Raw genomic sequence first — 21,848 nt, 5'->3', positions numbered from 1 at the left:
CAACGTAATCAAAACCCTATTGAAAAGAGCATACGGATACAAGGACTTTGATTACTTCAGACTCAAAGTTCTGCAACGCTGTGGATACCTCATGGATGGACTTACCCACTCTTATTGAACATGAGCCATATAAAAAACTGTTCAGAGGCCAGATAGGTTTATACTTCGCATCAAGCGGGTCGGGATGTAATCCGCCGCAAGAAGGGGTGGCAAATTACGTTTTCAGCGAACCTTTGGGGCTTTGGACCCGGCGATTTTATTCGCGGCGAGTTTTCCCGTGAGGATCGACATCGGAACGCCTGCCGGGCTGTATGCCCATTGGCCCGCCTGGTAGATCGCTGGCAGGGGGGTCAGGACTGAACGGCCGGCAAGCTGGATCTGGTTGACCACGGGCATATCCGGCTGAAACTCCCAGCCCACGATCGCCCCCTCGGAGCTGGCTATGCGGTTGTGGATGCTGAGGGGCGAATATGAGAAGTGGGCGATCACCTTATCCTTCAGCATGGGATACACCGTTTCGGCCATGATGTTGATCAGGCGGGACTCGATCCCGGAAACGAAGTCCTCGATCCAGCCCGCCTCTTCCACCTTTTTGAACAGCTCATATTGAGCCAGAAAACTGATGATGAGCCCTGTTTTGCCTTCCGGGGCATTGCCTTTGTCCTTGAGGCCGGGAATTGATATCTCTAAGGTGTTCAGGGAGATGAATTTATCCAGCCAGGCCAGAACATCCTGCCGGCTGCGATCAGCAAAGTTGGACAGCAGGTCTTGCAGCTCAGCGCGGTGCGTTTGCCCCAAACCCTGTCGGGACGGGGTGTAGAAAAAATGGCCGTTGGCTATTCTGCCAAAGCTTTCCAGGGGCGCGTCAACTTCCAGGAACAAGGTGAACACTGATTCGCCCCCTTTGTTTCTGAGCATCTTGGCTTTGGCGGCTGCGAATTTGGCCTTGACCTTCACGGGCAGGTTTTGCGCTTCGGCAATTCTGTACAGCGTTTTGAGGTCGGCCGCCCAGATGAGGTTTTCATAGGCGTAGCTGAGTCCTGCGTGGTCGGTAACCTTGCGTCGGTCAGGTGATACGCCGGTAACCAGGGTTTCGGTTTTGATTTCGCCTCCCAGTTCCAGGACCTTGTCCGCGAGCGCTTCCGACAGCTTGCCCACGCCGCCTTTGGGGTAGAAATAGTCCAGATAGAGCGAAAAGTAGCTCAGGGCAAAGAAGGTTGGCGTATGCTTGAAAAAATGCTGGGAGATGATGTCCCTGAGCGACGGATTCCTGACCAAGGAGTCCAGATGATCCTCAACGGGATGCTGCATGCGGTTTATTCTGACTATGGTGAAGAGAAAGCGGGGCAACCAGGGAAGCAGTTTTAAGATGAAGAACGAGGTGTCGCGCCTCGGGTCCTTAAAGATTGGATTTTCAATGCCATAGAGAACATCCATGTCCTTCATGATCCTGCGGATGGTTTTCAGTACCGCGTCGATCTCTGCCTGGCTGTCGGGATAGAACTTCTTGAGAAAATCACGGTATTTGGCCAGGCTGTCAATGCCCTCGACGTGCATGATCTCAGCTTCGATCCCCAGCGAAACAGGGCTTGGCAGCACTTCGAGCTCGATATTGAGATCCTTGAGCATGGGGAGTATGATCCCAGCGTCTTCCAGGGCCCTGACTCCGGCGTCAAAATGGAAGCCATCGCGCGAAAAAGAGTTAACCAGTCCGCCCAACTCTCTGTTCTTTTCCAACAGCAGAACTTTTTGCCCCGCGCGAGCCAGATAGGCGGTGGCAGTCAGGCCAGCCATGCCTCCGCCCACAATTATGGTGTCGTATGTCTTTTCACTCATGGCTTAAATATGGGGAAAAAGGGAAAAAAGGGGGGGGGACGTGCTGATGTTCAAGCATCTTCTTCATTCCTTTATGCCAGCCATTTCCAGAGTCAGTCCCCATAACTGGTTGGCAACTTCTCTGTCAAGCGCTGGCGGAGCCGGCTCTTCCTCGGTGGTCAGGTTGAAAAATTTCCCGCTCACACCGTCCAAGTCTTTTGCGACTCCCAAATAGTAGAGGGCTTCGGCTGCCACTTGTGCCGACCTCAAGGTTTTATCGAACCAGTTTTTTTTGAACCACCGGTATAACGGCCCATTTTCCTGGCCTGTTTCAGTTTTCACCGCTCCCGGATGCATGGTGTTGATGGTAACTCCTGAATCCCGCAAGCGCTCGTCAAAGCAAAGCATCGCCAGAAGCTGGGCCGTTTTGGCCGAGCCATAGCTTGCCAATCCTGAATAGCGGCGCTTCTCCCAGTTCAGATCGTCCAATCTCAGGCCCCAGGCGGCAAAGCGGTGCCCCTCGGAGCCCACCATGATGATCCGCGCCTTGGACTGGGCTTTGAGTTTTTCAATCAAAAGGTGATTCATGATGAACGAGGCCAGATAATGCACCGCAAAAACCTTCTCCAGGCCATCGCTTGTTAACTCCCGCCTGGTGAGGTAAACACCCGCGTTGTGGATGAGCACGTCGATGGGTTTTTCCCACTGCGCCATCTGGCTGGAAACCCGGAAAACATCGCCCAACTTGCTCAGATCGGCGATCAGGTAATCGCACTTGACCCCAAATTCGCTCTGGATTTCGCGTTGCAGGCGTTCTGATTTTTCCTGGTTTCTGTTGATGCAGAGCAGGTTTGCCCCCTGGGACGCGTACTTGCGGGCGGTGGCACGGCCAATTCCTGATGTGGCGCCGGTTATGGCCACAGTCTTATCCTTGAAGGGGTCGGGGCATGGTTTGGGGTCCTTGCGGTTGTTTCTGAGCATCGCGAAGATATTGGACCACTTATACTCCCGGATGTATTGCCTGGTTTTTTTCGTCATAGCAGTCGCTCAGCCGAATTTCCTGACCAAAAACCTGCGGTACATCTTGTTAAAATGGGGAATGTTGTTGAATATGTCACCCCATAGATCGTAATAATCCCGCTGTTCCTTGATCAACCCATCCTCGCTCAGCACCAGTTTGGTCGCCCCGTACATCGGGGTGTCGGGGTATTTCTTGAACATCATGGTCATGACCCAGTCAAAAACGATCACATTGTCGTTTTGGGCAATGGCCAGGATTTCCATCTTCAACTGTTTGGTGCGTTTGGTAAGCCGCTTGCACATGGCGATGAAAGCGTCGATGCCCTCGATCCGCTGGATGGTATCCTGAAAAACTATGTCCCGGTGATAATAGGGAAAGATGTGGGACCAATCAGGTTTCCCTTCCCGGTTATAGGTTCTGGACCACAATTCCCGGATCGTGTCCATGTTCAAGGGAACCACTTCTTGCGCGTCAATTCTTGTTTGCTGATCCATAGTATCCATTCTGTTTATAAGTGTTTGGTTGCGCGTCAGATGTCGTTTGCGGCAATCGCTGTCGAGTTCCGAATGCGGAGCGGGTTCAGGCTCATTTTTCTCAAGTTCCTGAAAACACCCGATCTTCCTCGTTACTCACTTTCTCTGTTGGACAAAATGACTGCATGTTTTTATTCCATTTTTTATTTACTGATTTCCCAGTCAAGTTCTTTTTCTCTGCTCTGCCGCGCAGCTGCTTATAGGAAAACGCGGGCAGGCCCGGCGCCCGATAAACATTGACACAAACTCAGGTTCCTTATTTCTTGCACAGAACTAAGGAGCCTGATTTTATGAGATATTTCCTGGTCCTGTTGATGCTTGCCCCCCTCTCCGGGCTGCTCTGCGCGGAGAATTTTGAGCTTCTTTCTCCGGCCGAAACCGGACAACTGGTGGAAATGCTGGAATACGCGGGCCTGGACAGCACATCCCTGCGCTTTGAAAAGGACTGGAGCCTGAGCACCAAGTTCAAGCTGGACTGGCAGTTGCGCCAATTGCAGGATCCCTGGCAGGCCTTGGATGACCTGGCGGAACTTCGCGAGCTCTGCGCCATCGCGGATGAAGATCCGAACTCTCTGCCCCGGCTTTTGACGCGCCTGGGCGGCATCGCCTTCAATCTCGATCCGGAGCGCTATGGGGACATTTACGAATCCAGCCATCTCCTTTATTCTCAAAGTTTTGGCCTGCAGGTGCGCCGCCCCCGCGATATATTTGCCTGGCTGGAACAGGGACTGGATGAACTGCAGGCTGATTTTTCCCCGGTCGTGAGTGCCCTGGGCAGAGAGAATGCGGACCTGCTCTTCTCTTTCTGGGTCTGGCAGTTCATCGAAAGCGAAGACGCCGATAAATACGGGGAGTATTTCAAGGAACAGGGGCTTCCGGATCCGGACAGCCTGGAGACCAAGGAAATCTACAAGCTCATGGCAGACATCAGCTTGGAGGGCCTGCTTCGGTGCGGCACAAGGTTCTTCGCTCTGGCGGATGTGCTGGTCCGGGAAGCTGCAAGTCTGGATCTCAGCCATAAGAAAACCCTGACCAGGAAGACCAGATACGGCCTGATGGCAATCGGCACACGGGGCGATGATGTTTACAGTGCCGAAACTCTGGGCCCGGAACCGCTCTGCCTGCTGCTCGATCCGGATGGCAATGACGTGTATGATCTGGACCTGAACACCTCTTTCGGTCACAATTTCTACCTCCTGGTGGACCTGGCTGGCAGTGACGTCTACCGGAATTCCACCCCGGGCGGGATGTTCAGCAGCGCCTTCGGCTTCGGATATTCCTGCGACCTGGGCGGAGACGACTTTTACCAGACCGGCGATTTCGCCTTTTCCGCCTTTGCCGGGATGAACCTGCACATCGACCGGGAGGGCGACGACAACTATCGCGGCGGGCTTTTTTCCCAAGGCGCGGCGATGTTTGGAGTTTCGCTGCTATTGGATCAAGCGGGCAACGATTCCTACCAGGCCAGCGTTTCGGGACAAGGATTCGCCAGCACCCACGGGGTGGGGGCGCTTTTGGACCAAGGCGGCGCAGACACTTACGCCCTGGGGGGCAAGTATTTCCATGAACCACTGATGCCGCTGGACTATATCACCCTCGGACAGGGCATGGGATTGGGCCTGAGGCCTGATCTGGCCGGCGGTTTGGGCCTGCTTTACGACAAGGGCGGAAATGACCGCTATTTGGGAGGGGTTTATGCCCAAGGCTCCGGATATTGGTATGCCACCGGAGCTTTGCTCGACGAGGCCGGAAACGACGTCTACAACACGGTTTACTACCCCCAGGGCTCCGGGATCCACCTGGCCTGCGGCTTTCTCTTCGACGGAGGGGGCGACGATGCCTACTACAGCAGGCACGGGCCGGGCCAGGGAGCCGGACACGACTGGGCTTTGGGCATGCTGATCGACGCGGGCGGAAACGACGCCTATTCGATCCAAGGCGGAAACGGCCTGGGATTGACCAACTCCGTGGGTATCTTTGTGGATAAAAGCGGCGATGACCGCTATGAGCGCAATGAGGGGCAAAACTTTGGCAACGCGAACTTTAGCCGCAGCACCGGAGGGATCGGGCTGTTTCTCGATGCCGGAGGCAAAGACGCCTATCCGGACAGCCTGCATAGCAACGATAACACTTGGCAGAAAGGAACTTACGGCATCGGCTGGGACATCGAACTGAACATTATCAGCAAGACCGCGATCGAAGATCTCGCCGAAACAGCAGCTTTGCCGGACAGCACGGACAGCATTGCAGACATCTTTGCCGCCGCCTCAGAATGGGAGGTAGGCTCTGCGGTGCAGAGAGTGCGCACGGCCCGGGATATCCTGATCTCGCGCGCCGAAGAGGCCATCCCCTATGTGTTGGAAAAGAAGATCGGGACGGATTCCGGATTGGAATACCGGGCTCTGGAGATTTTGGCAAAGAGCTCCGATGCCTTTGTCCGCCAGTTGTTTGACCTGATCGAAGGAGCGGATAGCCTGGCGGCCAAGAACGCCCTGTCCCTGATCTCCGGGGTGGGCGACAGCCTGCTGGTGGACTACGTTGAACGCTTGCTGCAGGCCAAAAAGTATGAAACCGCCTGCCTCTCAGTGCTGGCGGGCGTGCATTCGGAACGCGGAGTCGCGATCCTGAGAGAGTACATACACCATCCCAGCGAGCGATTCCGCTATATAACGGCGCGCTCGCTGCTCCAGATCAAGCATCCGCAAGCCCGGGAAACATTGTTGCTGATGGAGGAAGATCGCTCCTTCCTGGTCCAGGCCCTGCTGCGCAACCTTCCCGCGGAGACGTTGCCATGATTGACGCAAAACAAGCCTTCTACCAATTCCTGCTCGAACTGGAGCTGCCGGAACCGGATGTTCTGCTATCCCGCTTTGAGCTGTATCACAGCCTGCTGCTGGAGCAAAACTCCCGCTTGAACCTCTTTTCCCGCGCCACTCCTAAATCCGAGCTGTGGACAAAGCATTTTCTTGACAGCCTTGTGCCTCTTAAATGTATTGACTTCACAGGGAAAAAAGTAATTGATTTCGGCTCCGGAGGCGGTCTGCCCGGCATTCCGATCAAACTGGCCGTCCCCTCCTGCCGGATGACGCTATTGGATTCCGTGCGCAAGAAGACTGTCGCTCTACAGGAAATGGTTGGCCAGCTTGAACTTAAAGAGTGTGAAGTGATATGGTCCCGGCTGGAGGATCACCGTCCCGAGGGTGGAAGTTACGACCTGGTCCTGCTGCGTGCGGTCAGGCTGGAAGAGCGCTATCGAAAGCCTCTGCGACAGCTGCTTACTGAGAGTGGCTGCGCGATATTTTACAAGGCGCAGGACCTATCGGACATTGCCCATTTGGGGCCGGAAGAGCTTTGGCAGCAGGACTTTGACTTTGGCCAGAGGGCGGTTTATTCCCTGGACCGCGCGCGATTATGAGACTGACAGGAAAGTGTAAGGATATATGGGAAAGATAATTACGATCGTCAACCAAAAAGGCGGGGTCGGGAAGACCACTTCCGCGGTGAACATTGCCGCCGGACTGGCCGTATTGGAAAAAAAGACCCTGCTGGTCGACCTCGATCCGCAGGGTAACGCCACCAGCGGAATCGGGCTGGACAAGGAAAAGCTGGAACTGCAAGTGTATGATTCGCTTATCGGCACCATACCCATGCAGAAGGCCGTCCTGCCCACTCCCACGGAAAACCTTTGGTGCGTGCCCAGCAATATCAACCTCACCGGCGCCGAGATCGAACTGGTGCACGAATTTGCCCGCGAGCACAAGCTGCGCGAGGCTTTGCACCCCATCAAAGACCAGTATGATTATATCATCATCGACTGCCCGCCCTCGCTGGGACTGCTGACTGTCAATGCCTTGACCGCGGCCACAGACCTTTTGGTGCCGATCCAGTGCGAATATTACGCCTTGGAAGGCGTCAGCCAGCTTCTTTCCACGATCCGGCTGATCCAGAAAAGCCTCAATCCCCAGCTCAACGTGATCGGCATTCTGCTCACCATGTTCGACCGGCGCGTGAACCTCTCCATGCAGGTGGCCAAAGAGGTGAGGCGCTATTTCAAGGAGAAGGTCTTCCGCACCATCATCCCCCGCAACATCAAACTGACTGAGGCTCCCAGCTTTGGCAAACCCATCTTTTTATACGACATCCGCTCTCCCGGGGCCATGAGCTATCTCAATCTGGCCACCGAGATCATTGAAAGGACGTGAGGAACTTATGAACGAACATCTTGGCCGCGGTTTGAGCGCTCTGATCCCAGACCGCGATGAAACCCCGGTTGGACAGGCCAATCTGGGCACTTTGCCCATCGACCGGATCAAGACCAATCCCTATCAGCCCCGCCGCAATTTTGACCCCGCCAGCCTGGCGGAACTGGCGGAATCGATCAAGGCCAACGGCATCATCCAACCCCTCATCGTTACCAAAACCGAAGGTTCCGACTATGAATTGATCGCCGGCGAACGCAGGCTGCAGGCGGCAAAACTGGCCGGCCTGGAACAGGTGCCCGTCGTGATCCGCAGCGTGAGTCACAAGGAGCAATTGGAACTGGCGATCGTGGAAAACATCCAGCGCGAGGACCTCGATCCGATCGAGGAAGCGCATGCCTATCAAACTCTTGCCGACGAATTCCAACTCACCCATCAGCAGATCGCGCAGACAGTTTCCAAAGAACGGACCACAGTCACCAACAGCATCCGCCTGCTCAATCTGCCTTTGGAAGTGCAATCGCTGATCTCGGACGGACAGCTCAGCCCCGGCCACGCGCGCGCCGTCCTGAGCGTCGAACCGGAGTACCAGGCTCTGTTTGCCCAATACATCATCCAATACCGGCTTACCGTCAGGCAGGCCGAAGCAAAAGCCAAAACCTTCGCCCAAACCCGGGTGAAGCCGGAACACACCACCGATAATTCTGCATTTTTGAAGAGTTTCGCCGTAGACCTGCAGCGCCTGCTGGGACTGAAGGCGAAAGTGAACGAGCGGGGCGGAAGGGGAAAAATTACCCTCGAGTACGGCTCGCTGGAAGAACTGGCTAAATTCAAGGACCTGATCAACACCCTGAGGAGAGATTAACAATGATACGCATTCTGGTCACAGGCGGCGCCGGCTTCATCGGCGCGAATTACATCCACCACCTGTTTGAAGGCCCAGCTTTCGATGGCTGTGTCTTCAACATCGACAAACTCACCTACGCCGGGAACCTGGAAAGCCTCGTGGACGTCGCTGCCAAGCATCCCGGCCGCTATTTCTTTGAATGTGCCGATATCTGCGACGCGGACAGTGTTGCGGAGGTAATCTACAAATTCCGGCCGGACACCGTGGTCAACTTTGCCGCGGAATCCCATGTCGACCGTTCCATCGACGGTCCGATGGAGTTCATCAACACCAACGTATTGGGCACAGCGGTGCTGCTGGATGTGGCGCTGCGTTATTGGCGCAGCCTGGATGACGAGGCGAAGACTGCGTTCCGCTTCCATCACGTCTCCACCGACGAGGTTTTCGGTTCGCTCGGGAACGAGGGCTTGTTCACTGAAACCACTGCCTATGACCCTTCCTCGCCCTATTCGGCATCCAAAGCGGGTTCGGACCACCTTGTGCGCGCCTGGCACCGCACTTTCGGGCTGCCGGTTCTGATCTCCAACTGCTCGAACAACTATGGCCCCTACCAATTTCCGGAAAAGCTGATCCCCCTGATGATCCTCAACTGTCTGGAACACAAGCCATTGCCGGTTTACGGACAGGGCCTGAACGTGCGCGACTGGCTCTATGTGCGCGATCATTGCGACGCCATCAACTGCATCATCAAAAACGGCAGGCTGGGGCAGACCTACAACATCGGCGGCCACAACGAGATGAAGAACATCGAGATCGTGACCACCATCTGCAAGCTGCTGGATGAGCTGCAACCCTCGGAGCAGCTTGGCTCCTACACCGAGCTGATCACTTATGTCACCGACCGTCCCGGACACGACCTCCGCTACGCCATCGACGCCAGCAAGATCCATTCGGAACTGGGTTGGCTGCCCCGGGAAACTTTCGCCAGCGGGATCCGCAAAACCGTGGTCTGGTATCTGGAGAACAAACAGTGGTGGCAGGACATCCAAAGCCGGAAATACAAGCAGCAGAGATTGGGGCTGGGCAGATAAAATGCAGGAAGTTCTTTCCCGGCAGAGTATTAAAGACAGGTAAACGATGCCTTTGTTCGCCAAGTATAACTCCAGGAGGAGACAATGAATAAACTCAAGCTGGCAAAGCTGATGACCGTCCTCGGCCTGGCCGCCCTGACGCTTTTAGCGGCGGGTTGCGTGCCCCGGTTTTTTCTGGAATCAGGCATCCCGGACGTGGTTGTGGTGGCCAAGACGCCCTCATCCTCGCAGATCCCCGCTCCGGGCGTCGATGCCCATTTCGTCTATGTCGACGACTATTTCATCATGGAAGAGCCGCTCACAGATCAATCCTATGTCTATGCCGCGGTTGCCAAAATGGTGGTGGCGCCCAGCCCCGCGACCGATAACAGGGGCAAATTCCGCCGCCTGATGGACAACCAGGAGGTCTGGACAAGATACTACGCCAAGACCCGGATCGCCACGCGCGCGGACATGATTGTGGACAAAGAGGTCTTTTTCCTGAATTACCTTGATTCCTATGGCAACTACCGCGCCCCCGAAAGCCTTTCCGAAACCCAGAACAGTTGGTGGTTCAAGGCCAGGGTATCCGGTACCGCTGATCTCCACAGGGGTTTCCTGACCATCGGCGGTGGCTACAACGTGAGCCTCAACGCCCTGCGCGTCGCGGTCCCGTGATCCCTTTTCCCTAGCCGTTTACCGAGGCCGGATACCGTTCGGCCTCTTTTTTTGTCCCATGGGCCGATAGGAAAGAGGGCCAACTGGAGCAAAAATTGCTAGACCATAAAGGACAAGGTTTGCCTGGACCTGATTCTGGCCTGGCACGGACAAGCCCTAATTTGGAGTTAGATATATGCGCCACATAGTTTTAGTCATGCTACTCATTTCCCTGGCCGCCCTCTGGGCGCAAGGCAGCACCCTGCCCACCTGCTATTATACCTACGACCAGATCTCGCAACTGCTGACCGATCATGCGGCCGAACATCCGGACATAGCCAAGAAGGTCCAGATCGGCTTTTCCCAGCAGGATGAGGTTCCCATCTATGCCCTGCGGATCTCGGACAACGTGGACACCGACGAAGAAGAACCAGCCCTGCTCTTTGTGGGGCAGGTGCACGCGGAAGAGGTCCTGGGAGTGCAGATCACGATGAGCAACATCGCCGAGATCCTTTCCCGGCGCTACCAACTTCCTTACGCCCAGTGGATCAACCAACTGGACATGTGGTTCGTGCCCACCCTCAATCCCGAGGGGCACAATGTGGTGACGGCCAATCTGGACACCTCCTACCGCAAGAACAAGCGGGACATGAACAACAACGGCGTTTTCGACTACAGCCCCCTGGTGGGCTATGATCTGGACGGAGTCGACCCCAATCGCAATTTCGAGTTTAACTGGGTGCATGGCGACACGCTCTGGCAGCCAGGCGGATTGGAGGTTTGGGACTACTATCGGGGGCCGGGTCCGATGAGCGAAAGCGAAAATCAGGCCATCAAGAGCCTCACTGATCAATACCAGTTCGTCTATTCGATCTGCTGGCATTCCTCCCGCACCGGGAATCTGAGCGAGAAAGCCTACTATTCTTTCAACTGGAAGGATGTCCGGCCTTCTCCGGACGTCACTTTCGCGCAGTCGATCTGTGCCGGGGTGGCCAGCCAGATCATAAATGAAGCAGGCACCGCAACCTATGAGGCCTTGCCCAACCTCAGCCGCAAAGGCTGTTTCCACGACTGGATGTACCAGCAATACGGCGCTTTCCAGATCCTGATCGAATGCGGGACGAGCAACCTGCAGCCGGATTCATTGCTGATGGTGAATACGGTGCAGCGTACCAGCAACGCGGTACGCTGGATGCTCAACCGGGCTTTGCCCTATTCCGCGGATGTGCCTTCCAGTTCCATGCTCACTGGAAACATCCGGGACGCGGTCACCGACGCGCCCCTGGACGCGGAAATAATTGTCCAGCAACATCATGCCCCCTGGTTCAAACCCCGTCTGGCCAATCCGGATACGGGACGCTACTGGAAAGCCCTGCCCACGGGCACTTACACGATCCAGCTCAGGAAACGGGGATACTGGGATACCATCGTGCCCAACGTGATGGTCAACAACGCTTCCTGGACGGTCAGGAATTTCACCCTGCAGCCCAGGCAGCCGGTCACTTTGACGGGAGAAGTCCTCTCCGGGACCCTGCCTCTGAACGCCACGATCAAAATCTATGAGCTGGAACCGGTTGTCCTGCAGGCAAATGGGACTTTTTCTTACGAGACCTTCGAGGGCGAATATCCGATCGAAGTGCGCGCCGAGGGCTACTTCCCGTACCTGGGCACGGTCAACATTTCGCCCGGATCAGCGCATCTGAGTTTTCAGCTCAGCCCGGCCAATGTGCTGTTCAGCGAGGATTGGGAAACTGGCACGGACGGCTGGGAGATCGAAGGCCCCTGGGTGCTGCAGGACGAGTTGTCCGTTTCCGGCAAGGCCATCACGGATAGTTGGGGCGGCTGGGGATTCTACGCGGTGAACGCGGATGTTTGGATCGCCACGACAGAATCCATCCAGGTCCCTTCGACCGGATCGACCCTGCTCTTGTTCGATTCGCATGTCTACACCGAATACTTGTACGATCCAGTATCCGTGGAAGCCTCGATTGATGGCGTCAGTTGGGACGTGCTCTGGCAAAAATCCGGCCAGCACGACTATTTCAACCACGAATACGTGAGCCTTGATTCCTATGCCGGAACCGGGGTATTCCTGCGCTTCCGCCTCACCGACCAATCCACCCACGTGGAGCTGACTGATCCGGGCTGGACCCTGGATAATATCAGCGTCGTGACCGGAACGTCCACATCAGCCCACGATCCAGCGCTTCCGGGCCTGCCCGTTGCGCTCTATTCAAACTTTCCCAATCCCTTCAATCCCGAAACCACCATTCGCTACAGCCTTGCCGCACCAGGGGAGGTGGAGATCTCCATATTCAATCTCAAGGGTCAGTTGGTCCGCCGTTTGCTGCATGAAACCAAGCCCGCCGGATACCATCAGGTGATCTGGAACGGGAAAGACGAGACTGGCAGGACGGTCGGAAGCGGGATCTATTTCTATCGCTTGATCAGCGGGGATTACAACAAAACCCTGAAGATGATGTTGCTCAAGTAGTTATGCCGCTTCAGCCAAACACCTGACCCCTGTCGCCCTCCTTATCAATACGGTGTCAATACGGACTCATTACGGACAAAGTCCGTAATGAGTCCGTATTGACACCGTATTGATAAGGAGGGCGACAGGGTGCTTGACCAAGGTGTTTTCTTCGTAAACGCGTTTCAGATCGGCATTGAAGAGATGGCCAGACGGATTTATCAACTTCCTGTTATGTCGAAGGGTGATCCCAGGCTCTTTAACCAGATCGTCCCGGAGGGGTGAATCAAGCCTGGAGTCTTTTCAGATCAGCGTTTGCGCACCAGGCGGAATCCCACGAACTGGTAACCCCGGGCGGGATCGCCTTTATCGCGGTAGAGGATTCCCAGATTGGTGCCTTCTCCGTTGCGGACGCTTCCGCCGCGGATCACCTTGAGGGTCCCGCTGGCCGGTCCGGTGGGATTGATGAAGGTGGAAAGGGTGTTGGGGTAGGAGGGGTCAAACCAGTCCCAGCACCATTCGGCGACGTTTCCGGTCATGTCGTGGAGGCCGTAGGCGTTGGCTTTTTTTCCTCCTCCGCTGCGGATCCTGCCGCTGCTGTTTTCGCGGTACCAGGCCACCTCATCCGGATCGTCTGAACCGCTGTAAGCATGCAGCCCTCCGGCTTTGGCTGCCATTTCCCATTCCGCCTCTGTGGGCAGTCGGTATCCGTTGGCGGAAAAATCACAGGTCACTGAAGCCGCCGTGCTGCCCGTGATCCTGTAAGCCGGCTGCAGGCCCTCATTCTCGCTCCGGGCGTTGCAATAGCGGATGATGCGCATCCAACTCACGTTGTCCACCGGCACCCGGTCTGAAATGAAACTGACGCTGGCCGGCATCATGTATTGGTTCCATTCCGCCTGAGTGACTTCGCCCCTGCTGATGTAAAAGCCGTCCTGGGATACGTTGTGGTTGGGATTTTCTTTGAGGCGGTTGAAGCCGAAAGAGCCATCCGGAACGTGCACGAAGTTGTCCGGAATCGGGACCCTGGCTTTCACCGGGGCCTTGGGCACGCTGTAATCCTCTTCGCTGGCGAGGGTTTGACGCCTCGGGTCTTCGCGGGTTTCAGTGGTTAGGACCTCGTTTTCCTGATTTGTCCTGCGTTCGCGTCCATTGAGCAGATCGGCCAGGGTGGTCCGGGTCGTGTCTTCAGGCAGGGTGGGCAAATAAACGCTGTTGCCTCCAGGCCCGGGGCTGTTCAGTTTTGGGAGGACATAGTAAAAAAGGAAGCCCAAGCTCGCCACAATGAGAAAGATCAGCCCATAAAATTTCCAGTCAAAGCCTGCCTTGGGCGCGGGTGGGGCTGCTTCCTTGAGGCCGGCGAGGGTTTGGTTCGATTCCGGAGCGATGTAGGCCACATCCCTATCCGCCGGCTGCAAAGAGTTCAAGCCCCGCAGCAGCGATTCCAGGGAAGCGTACCTATGCAGGATATTGCGGTGCAGGCATTCAGCCAGCAGTTTGTTCAGGCCCATTGAGGTCCCGGCGATATAGGTGAATTTCTGTTCCCGGAGCCTTTGCGAGTTGTAAATGGATTTGTAAAGCACGTTCCTGGAGAGGAGTTGGGAGAGGATCACGCCAATGTTGAAGATCTCCTCGCGCTCGTCCACTTCTTCATAACTGACTCCAGATGAAAGGACGGTTATCTTTCCGGATTCCTCGACCATGATCCCGCTGGGGGTAAGTTTGGTCAGGGTAAGGCCCTGCCTGCGGACCGCGATGGCAGTTTGGATGAGCCTGCGGGCGATCTCGCGCACGAAGTTCTCGGTCAACCTGTCGGGATCGTTGGCTCTGATCTGGGCCAGGGACTGGCCTTTGACAAATTCGGCGACCATGAAGGCGGGATCGTGGTTCTGGTTCACTTCCACGACCCTGGCCGTGTGCGCCGTATCGAGTTTGTTCAGCCGCTGGAGCCTCTTCTGGAGGTTGATGGCCGTATCCAGATTGGAAAATTCTGATTTGAAGAACAGCTTCAGGACATACTCTTTGCCATCTTTGGCAGCGATGTATTTGATGCCCTCGGGATCCTTGTTGAGCATCCGGATCACGGTGTAGCCATTGAAGACCTGACCCGCTTCCAGGAGCTGGTAGGTGGGATCAGAGATCTCATTCACGTTGAAATCCCGCAAAACCTCAGGGCTTTCCGGCGCCGGCATCGGCTCAAAAGCAGCCTGTTCCTGAATTTCGACCCTTTCCCCGCATTGGGGGCAAAACTTAGCCCTGGGGCTGAGCTGTTTGCCGCAGCTGATGCAATAGCGCATAATCCACCTCGGTGTTGGCCTCCGGATTCATTCCACTTTCCGGATCCGCAGGAACACTTCCCTGCCGTTGATATCAAAGGCTTGCATGCCTTCAGGGCTGGCCGCTTCCACGATCTCGTTGCACAGCGTTTCCGCCAGGATGTAATCTTCATAACCGGAAAGAGCGGAGCGGATATCGTCGTCCCCGTGCCAGATCAGCGTGATGCGGTCCATGATCTCAAAACCCTGTTCCTTGCGGTTGAACTGGATCTTGTTCACCAATTCTCGAGCGTATCCTTCCTGCAGGAGTTCGGGTGTGAAGGTTGTGTCCAGGGCCACGAACATGTCCTTCATGCTTTCGAAAACAAGGCCTTCCCTGGGTTTGATGTGCACGGCCACGTCTTCCGGGACCAAGTCTATGTCCAGTTCGGCCAGATGATAGGAACTCTGGCCATTGAAGGCGGCCAGGACGTCCTGGCCCCGGACCCGGGCAAGTTCAGCCGCTATGGCCTTCATCTGGTTGCCGTATTTGGGTCCCATGACCTTGAACTGGGGCTTTAGTTCATACTGGACGAATTCGTCATCCTCCGCCACAAAGCTTATCCTGTGGATGTTCACTTCCTCCTGGATCAGGTCGAACATGCGTTCCACGGTATCTTTATACCTGGCCGGAACGAACATCTGCCCCAGAGGTTGGCGTACCTTTATCTGGCAGGCGTTGCGGGCCGCGCGGCCCAGATAGACCAGATCGATGATAACCTGCATTTCTGCTTCCAGGGCGGGATCGATGCAAGCCTGCTCCGCTGCGGGAAAATCTGCCAGGTGGACGCTTTCGCCGGCTTCCAGATTCTGATAAAGCTCCTCCGCCAGGTATGGCGTGAAGGGTGCTATAAGTTTGGACACGTTCACCAGAACCTGATACAGGGTGCGATAGGCATCCACCTTGTCCTGAGTGAGTTCCATCGCCCAAAATCTTCTGCGGCTGCGGCGCACATACCAGTTTGAGACCTCGTCGATCACGAAATCCTGTATGGCGCGCACAACTTTGGTGAATTCATATTCTTTCATCCACTGCCGCACTTTCCCAACCAGCGAATGCAGCCGGGAGATGATCCAGCGGTCGATCTCAGCCTCGCGCTGCCAGTCCTGGGGATAGGCTTGCGCGTCGAAGGAATCGATATTGGCATAGGTGGCGTAAAAGGAATAGACGTTTTTCAGGGTGCCGATGAACTTTCCGACGATCTCTTTCACCCCGTCTTCATCGAAGCGGGTTGGCACCCAGGGCGGCGAAACCTCCAAGAGATACCAGCGGATGGCGTCGGCCCCGTAATCCTGCATCAATTGGATCGGATCGACCGCGTTGCCTTTGGATTTGCTCATCTTCTGGCCGTTCTTGTCCTGGATCATGTCGTTCACGAGGCAGCTTTTATAGCTGGAAACGCCCTTGTAAAGCGTGGCGATCGTGAGCATGGAATAGAACCAGCCCCGCGTCTGGTCGATCCCCTCGGAGATGAAATCCGCCGGAAACAGCTCCGGCACAAAGTTTTCGGAGTTCTCGAAGGGATAATGCCATTGCGCGAAAGGCATCGAACCGCTGTCGAACCAGCAATCGATCACCTCCGGGGTGCGGTTCATGGTAGATCCGCACTGTTGGCATGTCAATACAACATCATCTATGTAGGGACGGTGCAGTTCGATGTCCTCCGGAACGGGAGAGCCGTCTTTCAATCTGCCTTGCTCTGCCAGTTCCCGGATTGAGCCGATCGAGCTCTTGTGCCCACAATCCGAGCAGACCCAGATGTTGAGCGGCGTGCCCCAAAAGCGGTCACGCGAAAGGGCCCAATCCACGTTGTTTTCCAGCCATTCGCCGAAGCGCTTTTCTCCCACGAATGGCGGATACCAATCGATCCTGGCGTTGTTTTCAAGCAGTTGGTCCTTGAAATCCGTGGTGCGGATATACCAGCTTTCCCGGGCGTAATAGATCAACAGGCTCTGGCAGCGCCAGCAATGCGGATAGCTGTGCTTCACCTGCTCGCGCCGGTAGAGGTTTCCGCTTTCCTTGAGGCTGCGGATGATGTCCTTGTCGGCAGTTTTGACGAAGATCCCGGTCCAGGGTTCGATCAGGTGGTTGAATTTGCCCTCGGCGTCCACGGGCTGGATGAAGGGCAGGTCGTATTTGAGGCCCAGGGCATAGTCGTCCTGGCCAAAGGCCGGAGCGGTGTGGACAATCCCGGTGCCGTCCTCCATGCTCACGTAATCCGCCAGGCCGACGTACCAGGCGGGTTTTTCCACTTTCACAAAGGTGAACAGCGGCTGATAGGGCCGGCGTTCCAGCGCGGAGCCCATAAATTCCCCGACTATCTCGTATTCCCCGTCCAAAACTTCCAGGCGCGCCTTGGCCAGAATCATGAAAACACCTTGGTGGCGGACCTTTACGTAGGTCTGGTCCGGATGCACGGCCAGGGCGACATTGGAGATCAGGGTCCAGGGCGTGGTCGTCCAGGCCAGATACCAGGTGTCGGCTGCGTCCAGGGCCTTGAACTTGACGAACACGGAGGGGTCTTCCACATCCTTGTAGCCCTGCGCCACCTCGTGTGAGGAAAGCGGAGTCCCGCAGCTTGGGCAATAGGGCACGATCTTGTGCGCCTTGTAGATCAGGCCGCGCCAAAAGAAATCGTCCAGGATGTGCCAGACGGACTCGATGTAATCGTTGTGCATCGTCACATAGGGATTGTCCAGATCGATCCAGTAGCCCATCAGTTCAGTCATTTCCTGCCACAGATTGAGATAGCTCCAGACGGAATCCTTGCAGGCCTGGCAAAATTTCTCGATCCCGTATTCCTCGATGCTTTTCTTGTCTTCCAGGCCGAGCTGTTTTTCCACCTCGATCTCCACGGGCAGGCCGTGGGTGTCCCATCCCGCCTTGCGTTTCACCTGGAAACCGGTCATCGTTTTATAGCGGCAGACCGCGTCCTTGAGCGTGCGGGCCATGACATGGTGGATGCCGGGCTTGCCATTGGCGGTGGGCGGTCCTTCGTAGAAAACGAACTGGGGACGGCCGGAGCGGATATCGATGCTTTTCTGCGCCAGGCCGTGCTGCTTCCAATAGGTGCGGACGCGCTCTTCCAGATGCCTGGGGCTTTCTTTCAGGTCTATGCTTTTATACATTTTTATCTTGCTGTGTTCCTTGTCTGCTTGCCGGATTGAGGGTCAGCCTGACCCCGGTTTTTCCTGGCTCTGTAGTTTAGATCTTTTTGGTCCTGCCCAGGCGTTTCTGCCCAGGCACGAAATTCTGTTTGGCGAAGGGATTGCTCTTTTTGTGCTCATGGGGGTTTACCACGAGAACTTCAGAGCTTTCCTCCTCCACTTCCTTCTCTTCAAAAAGCTCGCCGAAATGCTCTTTCAGATCCTCGTGGCCGGATACGTAGGCTTTCCATTCCTCGATGGCGGCTTCCATGTCCACGCAGTGGGTGCAAAGCACCAGCAGATTCTGCTCCGTCACGCCGATCCAGCCGCGGTCATAGCAGACTCCGCAGCTTTTCTTGCGGCGGTTTTTCCGGGCTATCTCCTGTGCCGCTTCCAGGTGTTTTTCTTCAAGCTTAAACATAAGTTCTCCTCTTCTAAGGGTTTGGCTGCCCGCAAAGCTCCGGACAGCGGGTTAAACACTCTTTTTAACCAGTTGCGTCATTATTTTCACATGCGCATTTCTGAAAAGGATTTTTTTGTCCGCGCTGGTCCCGGCTATTTTTTCTTTCTGGATTTCGCCGTGCCTGTGGGGATCGGTTCTTTGGTGAGCTCTTCGATCGGCTGGCTGGCTGGCGCCTCTTTCGGGGCGAATTGCACAGGCTCGCTGATCATGGTTCTTTTCAGTTCCACGCGCACGATCGGCTCCAGGCGGTGGGTTACGATAAACAGGTTTTTGTTGCGGGAAAGCTCCAGCTTTTCCTCGGGCGTCATCGCGTTGATGTCATCGAGATTGACGATCCGGTCGATCTTTCCAGTGGCCATGTCCACGATCTGGACAAAGGTTTGTTTCTCGGCCATGAAGGATACCTCCATTATGTATTTATCAGGGAATTTTCTGCATATGTCGATCACGAAATCCAGATACTCACTGCGGTTGAGCCTGTGCCAGATCCTGAAGGAACGGCATTTCAGGATCCGCGGGCAAACCGCGCAAAGCGGCGGCGCTATCTGGCGATGGCGCTTGAGTTCGCAGGCATGGAGTCTGGATTTTTTCATAACTATTCCGTTTCTCTGAAAGCGCCGATGCTGTCAAGCAAAGAGTGAACTTTCCGCCTCCAGGCACGATGATGGTTCTTGGGCCCCTGATCATTTTTTCAGGATCCCTATCCAACTGAGTGGATTTTCAGCTTCTCTCAGCCTGTCTGGCCCCCCTTATCATTACGGTGTCAATACGGACTCATTACGGACAAAGTCCGTAATGAGTCCGTATTGACACCGTAATGATAAGGGGGGCGAAAGGGAGAAAACATTGGTGGATATTGGTTAACAATAGCCGTGGTGAACACTGGTCTGTATGCGCATATAAGAGTTTGTTCATCTTTTAGATAGGGCTTTTCAGAAAACAGGCGGAGCATTCGATAGCCTGACGGATGAGCAGATCCAATGGAGCCGGCAAAACCAGTACCGGTTCCAGCGCGGGGAATTTCTTGACAGTTGGAGGCTTTCCGGGCCATTGATACGCATTGACCAAAATACCCTGCCAGAGGTGATCAATGAAGCGACCCGTGATCGGTATCAGCATGAACTACATGCAATTGGGAACCTACCACCAGTTCCATGTCCGCGACAAATACATCGACGCCGTGTACAAATATGGCGGCCTGCCCTTCCCCATTCCCGGGTTGGAGGATAAAGCCGCCCTGCTCCAGTATCTGGAGCGGGTGGGAGTGCTGGTGATCATCGGCGGGCTGGATTATCCGCCGGACCTATACGGCGAAGAACCCCATCCCAAAACGGATCTGGCCCACGAGCGCCGGGTGAAGGGGGATTATCTGCTGCTGGAAACCGCGCTGGAACTGGGCAAACCGGTACTGGGCATCTGCGCCGGGATGCAACTGATGAACATCTTTTTTGGCGGCAAACTGATCCAGCACATCGACGAACTGGAAGCCCACTACGGAGAAAAGTACCATCCCGTGAAGATCCACGGCGGACGCTGGCTCCCCCGCATCTTTGGCAAAGAAGAGGTTATGGTCAACTCCAATCACCACCAGGGCGTCGATCCAGCTCATATTGGCCGGGGCCTGAAAGTGGTGGCCACGGCGGAGGATGGGATGGTGGAAGCCCTGGAATATGACGCTTCACAGATGGTTTTGGGCATCCAGTGGCATCCGGAACGGATCATCGATCCCGAGGTCAGCCGGCCCCATTTCCAATTCCTGAACGAGCTTGCCGCTGGAGTTTAATCCATTGCAGAGGAGAGGTTTATGACGAGAGAATTATCCCGATGCCCCTGGGTGGGAAGCAGCGAGGCGATGGTCCGCTATCATGACGGGGAATGGGGGGTGCCGATCCGCGATGACCGTAAGTTGTTCGAATACATGACTTTGGACGCCTTTCAGGCTGGCCTGAGCTGGTCCTGCGTCCTGAATAAGCGGGAAAACTTCCGCCTGGCCCTGGACAATTTCGAAGCTGCCCGGATCGCCCGCTACGACGAGCAAAAAGTGCAGTCCCTGCTCGCCGATGCCGGCATCATCCGCAACAAGCTCAAGATCAGGGCCACCATCACCAACGCGCAGGCCTTTCTGGAGATCCAAAGAGAATTCGGCAGCTTCGACACCTACATCTGGCATTTCGTGGGCGGGCAAACCATTGTCAATCAATGGATTGAGACGGGGCAGGTACCAGTCAGCAGCCCGGAATCCGACGCCATGAGCAGGGACCTGGCAAAACGGGGCTTCAAATTCGCCGGCACCACGATCTGCTATGCCTTCATGCAAGGCGCCGGAATGGTCAACGACCATCTGCTGAGCTGTTTCAGGCACTCGCAAGTGAGTTTCCCCGGGCGCTAAAATCCATAAAAACAACAACATAGCTTCAGGCTGGCGTTATCAGTTGGCTGTCTGTCCCAGCTTGGTTATTATATCCAAGTGAGGTGGATCATGAAAAGAATCACCATTCCAATCTTCATTCTGGCGTTCGCGCTATTGTGCGCCACGCCTGATTTTTTGAGCTTCCGGCTGATGCTCACCGACCTGGGTGTCTATCCCTCTGGTGACGTTCGTATCGGGGGTGATTTTACCATCACCAACAACAGTGACACGGAATGGGCCTATATGTTTGAGTATCCGATCATTGGGAACATCTGGGTGGATGAGATCGAGCCTCCGTTCTATTACTTCGATCTCTGGACCTGGGTGATCATCCCGCCCTTTGAATCCGTTACCTACGCTATTGGCGGGGGCGGGATTTCCTGCGGTACGGGTCTGCATACGGCCCGGGCCCGTCTGTTCTACAATCCGGGCTGGCAGGAACCGGTGGGAAATACGATCAACTTTTCGCTCGACCAAACCCTGACTGAGGTCACGGACATCACCTGGAACCTCCAATTGACCGAGATCGGTGCGAATTACCTCTCCGCGCGGATGAACATGGCCAATGAAAACAATTACAACTGGCAGCGCGAGTTTCCCTTTGCCACGCTCGCCAAGCTCTCCGTGGATGGGGTTCCGCCGAACGTGGCCTGCGATCCCTTTCCCCATCTGGAATATCTGGCCCCCCACCAGGCGAGGGACATGGAACTGGGCTATGTCTCGCCCGCGGATTTCAGCCCGGGATACCACACAGCCCAGATCAACGTCCTTATACAGCTTCCACAATGAAACATCATATATAAGAGCAAGTGCATAATTTCATCAGCACTTCTGAGTTAAGGGTGTCGAAGTATTCAACGACTGCCTTTTCAAGTTGTTTCAAAGAGTCATACAGTCT

Annotated in this window: 17 protein-coding genes; 10 read left to right on the top strand and 7 right to left on the bottom strand. The window is 55.4% G+C overall.

The window, feature by feature from the left end; translation table 11 throughout:
- Nucleotides 1-222: 222 nt before the first annotated feature.
- From K0B87_05385 to K0B87_05375, 3 genes are all read right to left on the bottom strand, one after another.
- Nucleotides 223-1,836, bottom strand: a complete 1,614-nt coding sequence (locus K0B87_05385; protein ID MBW6514171.1) for an NAD(P)/FAD-dependent oxidoreductase — start codon at nucleotides 1,834-1,836, stop codon at nucleotides 223-225.
- 63 nt (nucleotides 1,837-1,899) lie between these two features.
- Nucleotides 1,900-2,853, bottom strand: coding sequence for an SDR family NAD(P)-dependent oxidoreductase (locus tag K0B87_05380; GenBank protein MBW6514170.1), 954 nt, complete (start codon nucleotides 2,851-2,853; stop codon nucleotides 1,900-1,902).
- 9 nt (nucleotides 2,854-2,862) lie between these two features.
- Entirely contained in the window at nucleotides 2,863-3,330 is a 468-nt protein-coding gene (locus tag K0B87_05375; GenBank protein MBW6514169.1) for a nuclear transport factor 2 family protein, read from the bottom strand.
- Between the two features lie 329 nt (nucleotides 3,331-3,659).
- Between K0B87_05375 and K0B87_05370 the strand changes: the two genes are divergently transcribed.
- From K0B87_05370 to K0B87_05340, 7 genes are all read left to right on the top strand, one after another.
- A complete protein-coding gene (locus K0B87_05370) occupies nucleotides 3,660-6,164 on the top strand; it encodes a HEAT repeat domain-containing protein (protein MBW6514168.1) in 2,505 nt (834 codons plus the stop codon).
- Nucleotides 6,161-6,784, top strand: coding sequence for a 16S rRNA (guanine(527)-N(7))-methyltransferase RsmG (rsmG, locus tag K0B87_05365; GenBank protein ID MBW6514167.1), 624 nt, complete (start codon nucleotides 6,161-6,163; stop codon nucleotides 6,782-6,784). Before K0B87_05370 ends, rsmG begins: the two co-directional genes overlap by 4 nt.
- Nucleotides 6,785-6,809: 25 nt before the next feature.
- The gene (locus tag K0B87_05360; GenBank protein MBW6514166.1) at nucleotides 6,810-7,571 is read left to right on the top strand and encodes an AAA family ATPase; all 762 of its coding nucleotides are present in this window, start codon (nucleotides 6,810-6,812) and stop codon (nucleotides 7,569-7,571) included.
- A 7-nt stretch (nucleotides 7,572-7,578) separates the two neighbouring features.
- Entirely contained in the window at nucleotides 7,579-8,433 is an 855-nt protein-coding gene (locus K0B87_05355; protein ID MBW6514165.1) for a ParB/RepB/Spo0J family partition protein, read from the top strand.
- Between the two features lie 2 nt (nucleotides 8,434-8,435).
- Nucleotides 8,436-9,506, top strand: a complete 1,071-nt coding sequence (gene rfbB / locus K0B87_05350; GenBank protein ID MBW6514164.1) for a dTDP-glucose 4,6-dehydratase — start codon at nucleotides 8,436-8,438, stop codon at nucleotides 9,504-9,506.
- 84 nt (nucleotides 9,507-9,590) lie between these two features.
- The gene (locus K0B87_05345; GenBank protein MBW6514163.1) at nucleotides 9,591-10,163 is read left to right on the top strand and encodes a hypothetical protein; all 573 of its coding nucleotides are present in this window, start codon (nucleotides 9,591-9,593) and stop codon (nucleotides 10,161-10,163) included.
- A gap of 175 nt (nucleotides 10,164-10,338) precedes the next feature.
- Nucleotides 10,339-12,636, top strand: a complete 2,298-nt coding sequence (locus K0B87_05340; protein ID MBW6514162.1) for a T9SS type A sorting domain-containing protein — start codon at nucleotides 10,339-10,341, stop codon at nucleotides 12,634-12,636.
- Between the two features lie 287 nt (nucleotides 12,637-12,923).
- On the opposite strand, the gene K0B87_05335 is transcribed toward K0B87_05340, so the two are convergent.
- The 4 genes from K0B87_05335 to K0B87_05320 all read right to left on the bottom strand — a co-directional run bounded on the left by K0B87_05335 (nucleotide 12,924) and on the right by K0B87_05320 (nucleotide 19,133).
- Nucleotides 12,924-14,912 carry an SUMF1/EgtB/PvdO family nonheme iron enzyme gene (locus tag K0B87_05335; protein ID MBW6514161.1) on the bottom strand — a complete coding sequence of 663 codons (1,989 nt, stop codon included), beginning with the start codon at nucleotides 14,910-14,912 and terminating at the stop codon, nucleotides 12,924-12,926.
- Between the two features lie 27 nt (nucleotides 14,913-14,939).
- Nucleotides 14,940-18,059 carry an isoleucine--tRNA ligase gene (gene ileS / locus K0B87_05330; protein ID MBW6514160.1) on the bottom strand — a complete coding sequence of 1,040 codons (3,120 nt, stop codon included), beginning with the start codon at nucleotides 18,057-18,059 and terminating at the stop codon, nucleotides 14,940-14,942.
- 76 nt (nucleotides 18,060-18,135) lie between these two features.
- Nucleotides 18,136-18,498 (bottom strand): hypothetical protein, encoded by a 363-nt coding sequence (locus K0B87_05325; protein MBW6514159.1) that lies wholly within the window; start codon nucleotides 18,496-18,498, stop codon nucleotides 18,136-18,138.
- A 134-nt stretch (nucleotides 18,499-18,632) separates the two neighbouring features.
- Complete coding sequence (locus tag K0B87_05320) at nucleotides 18,633-19,133, bottom strand: hypothetical protein (protein MBW6514158.1); 501 nt, start codon at nucleotides 19,131-19,133, stop codon at nucleotides 18,633-18,635.
- 497 nt (nucleotides 19,134-19,630) lie between these two features.
- On the opposite strand from K0B87_05320, the gene K0B87_05315 reads away from it, so the two are divergent.
- The 3 genes from K0B87_05315 to K0B87_05305 all read left to right on the top strand — a co-directional run bounded on the left by K0B87_05315 (nucleotide 19,631) and on the right by K0B87_05305 (nucleotide 21,739).
- Entirely contained in the window at nucleotides 19,631-20,323 is a 693-nt protein-coding gene (locus tag K0B87_05315) for a gamma-glutamyl-gamma-aminobutyrate hydrolase family protein (GenBank protein ID MBW6514157.1), read from the top strand.
- Nucleotides 20,324-20,344: 21 nt separating this feature from the next.
- On the top strand, nucleotides 20,345-20,929 hold the full coding sequence (locus tag K0B87_05310; GenBank protein MBW6514156.1) for a DNA-3-methyladenine glycosylase I: 585 nt from the start codon (nucleotides 20,345-20,347) through the stop codon (nucleotides 20,927-20,929).
- 90 nt (nucleotides 20,930-21,019) lie between these two features.
- The gene (locus K0B87_05305; protein MBW6514155.1) at nucleotides 21,020-21,739 is read left to right on the top strand and encodes a hypothetical protein; all 720 of its coding nucleotides are present in this window, start codon (nucleotides 21,020-21,022) and stop codon (nucleotides 21,737-21,739) included.
- Nucleotides 21,740-21,848: the final 109 nt, after the last annotated feature.

The organism is Candidatus Syntrophosphaera sp. (genome assembly GCA_019429425.1).
Classification (GTDB): Bacteria; Cloacimonadota; Cloacimonadia; order Cloacimonadales; family Cloacimonadaceae; genus Syntrophosphaera.
Note: the sequence above shows the minus strand (reverse complement) of the source record. Positions and strands in the feature narration are given on the sequence as shown.

What these genes read in the sequence shown, in the direction of transcription:
- K0B87_05315 (MBW6514157.1), top strand. Translation starts at nt 19,631, where the DNA reads ATGAAGCGACCCGTGATCGGTATCAGCATGAACTACATGCAATTGGGA.
- K0B87_05305 (MBW6514155.1), top strand. Translation starts at nt 21,020, where the DNA reads ATGAAAAGAATCACCATTCCAATCTTCATTCTGGCGTTCGCGCTATTG.
- K0B87_05385 (MBW6514171.1), bottom strand. Translation starts at nt 1,836, where the DNA reads ATGAGTGAAAAGACATACGACACCATAATTGTGGGCGGAGGCATGGCT.
- K0B87_05325 (MBW6514159.1), bottom strand. Translation starts at nt 18,498, where the DNA reads ATGTTTAAGCTTGAAGAAAAACACCTGGAAGCGGCACAGGAGATAGCC.
- K0B87_05355 (MBW6514165.1), top strand. Translation starts at nt 7,579, where the DNA reads ATGAACGAACATCTTGGCCGCGGTTTGAGCGCTCTGATCCCAGACCGC.
- K0B87_05310 (MBW6514156.1), top strand. Translation starts at nt 20,345, where the DNA reads ATGACGAGAGAATTATCCCGATGCCCCTGGGTGGGAAGCAGCGAGGCG.
- K0B87_05335 (MBW6514161.1), bottom strand. Translation starts at nt 14,912, where the DNA reads ATGCGCTATTGCATCAGCTGCGGCAAACAGCTCAGCCCCAGGGCTAAG.
- K0B87_05375 (MBW6514169.1), bottom strand. Translation starts at nt 3,330, where the DNA reads ATGGATCAGCAAACAAGAATTGACGCGCAAGAAGTGGTTCCCTTGAAC.
- K0B87_05345 (MBW6514163.1), top strand. Translation starts at nt 9,591, where the DNA reads ATGAATAAACTCAAGCTGGCAAAGCTGATGACCGTCCTCGGCCTGGCC.
- rfbB (MBW6514164.1), top strand. Translation starts at nt 8,436, where the DNA reads ATGATACGCATTCTGGTCACAGGCGGCGCCGGCTTCATCGGCGCGAAT.
- K0B87_05340 (MBW6514162.1), top strand. Translation starts at nt 10,339, where the DNA reads ATGCGCCACATAGTTTTAGTCATGCTACTCATTTCCCTGGCCGCCCTC.
- rsmG (MBW6514167.1), top strand. Translation starts at nt 6,161, where the DNA reads ATGATTGACGCAAAACAAGCCTTCTACCAATTCCTGCTCGAACTGGAG.
- K0B87_05380 (MBW6514170.1), bottom strand. Translation starts at nt 2,853, where the DNA reads ATGACGAAAAAAACCAGGCAATACATCCGGGAGTATAAGTGGTCCAAT.
- ileS (MBW6514160.1), bottom strand. Translation starts at nt 18,059, where the DNA reads ATGTATAAAAGCATAGACCTGAAAGAAAGCCCCAGGCATCTGGAAGAG.
- K0B87_05360 (MBW6514166.1), top strand. Translation starts at nt 6,810, where the DNA reads ATGGGAAAGATAATTACGATCGTCAACCAAAAAGGCGGGGTCGGGAAG.
- K0B87_05370 (MBW6514168.1), top strand. Translation starts at nt 3,660, where the DNA reads ATGAGATATTTCCTGGTCCTGTTGATGCTTGCCCCCCTCTCCGGGCTG.
- K0B87_05320 (MBW6514158.1), bottom strand. Translation starts at nt 19,133, where the DNA reads ATGAAAAAATCCAGACTCCATGCCTGCGAACTCAAGCGCCATCGCCAG.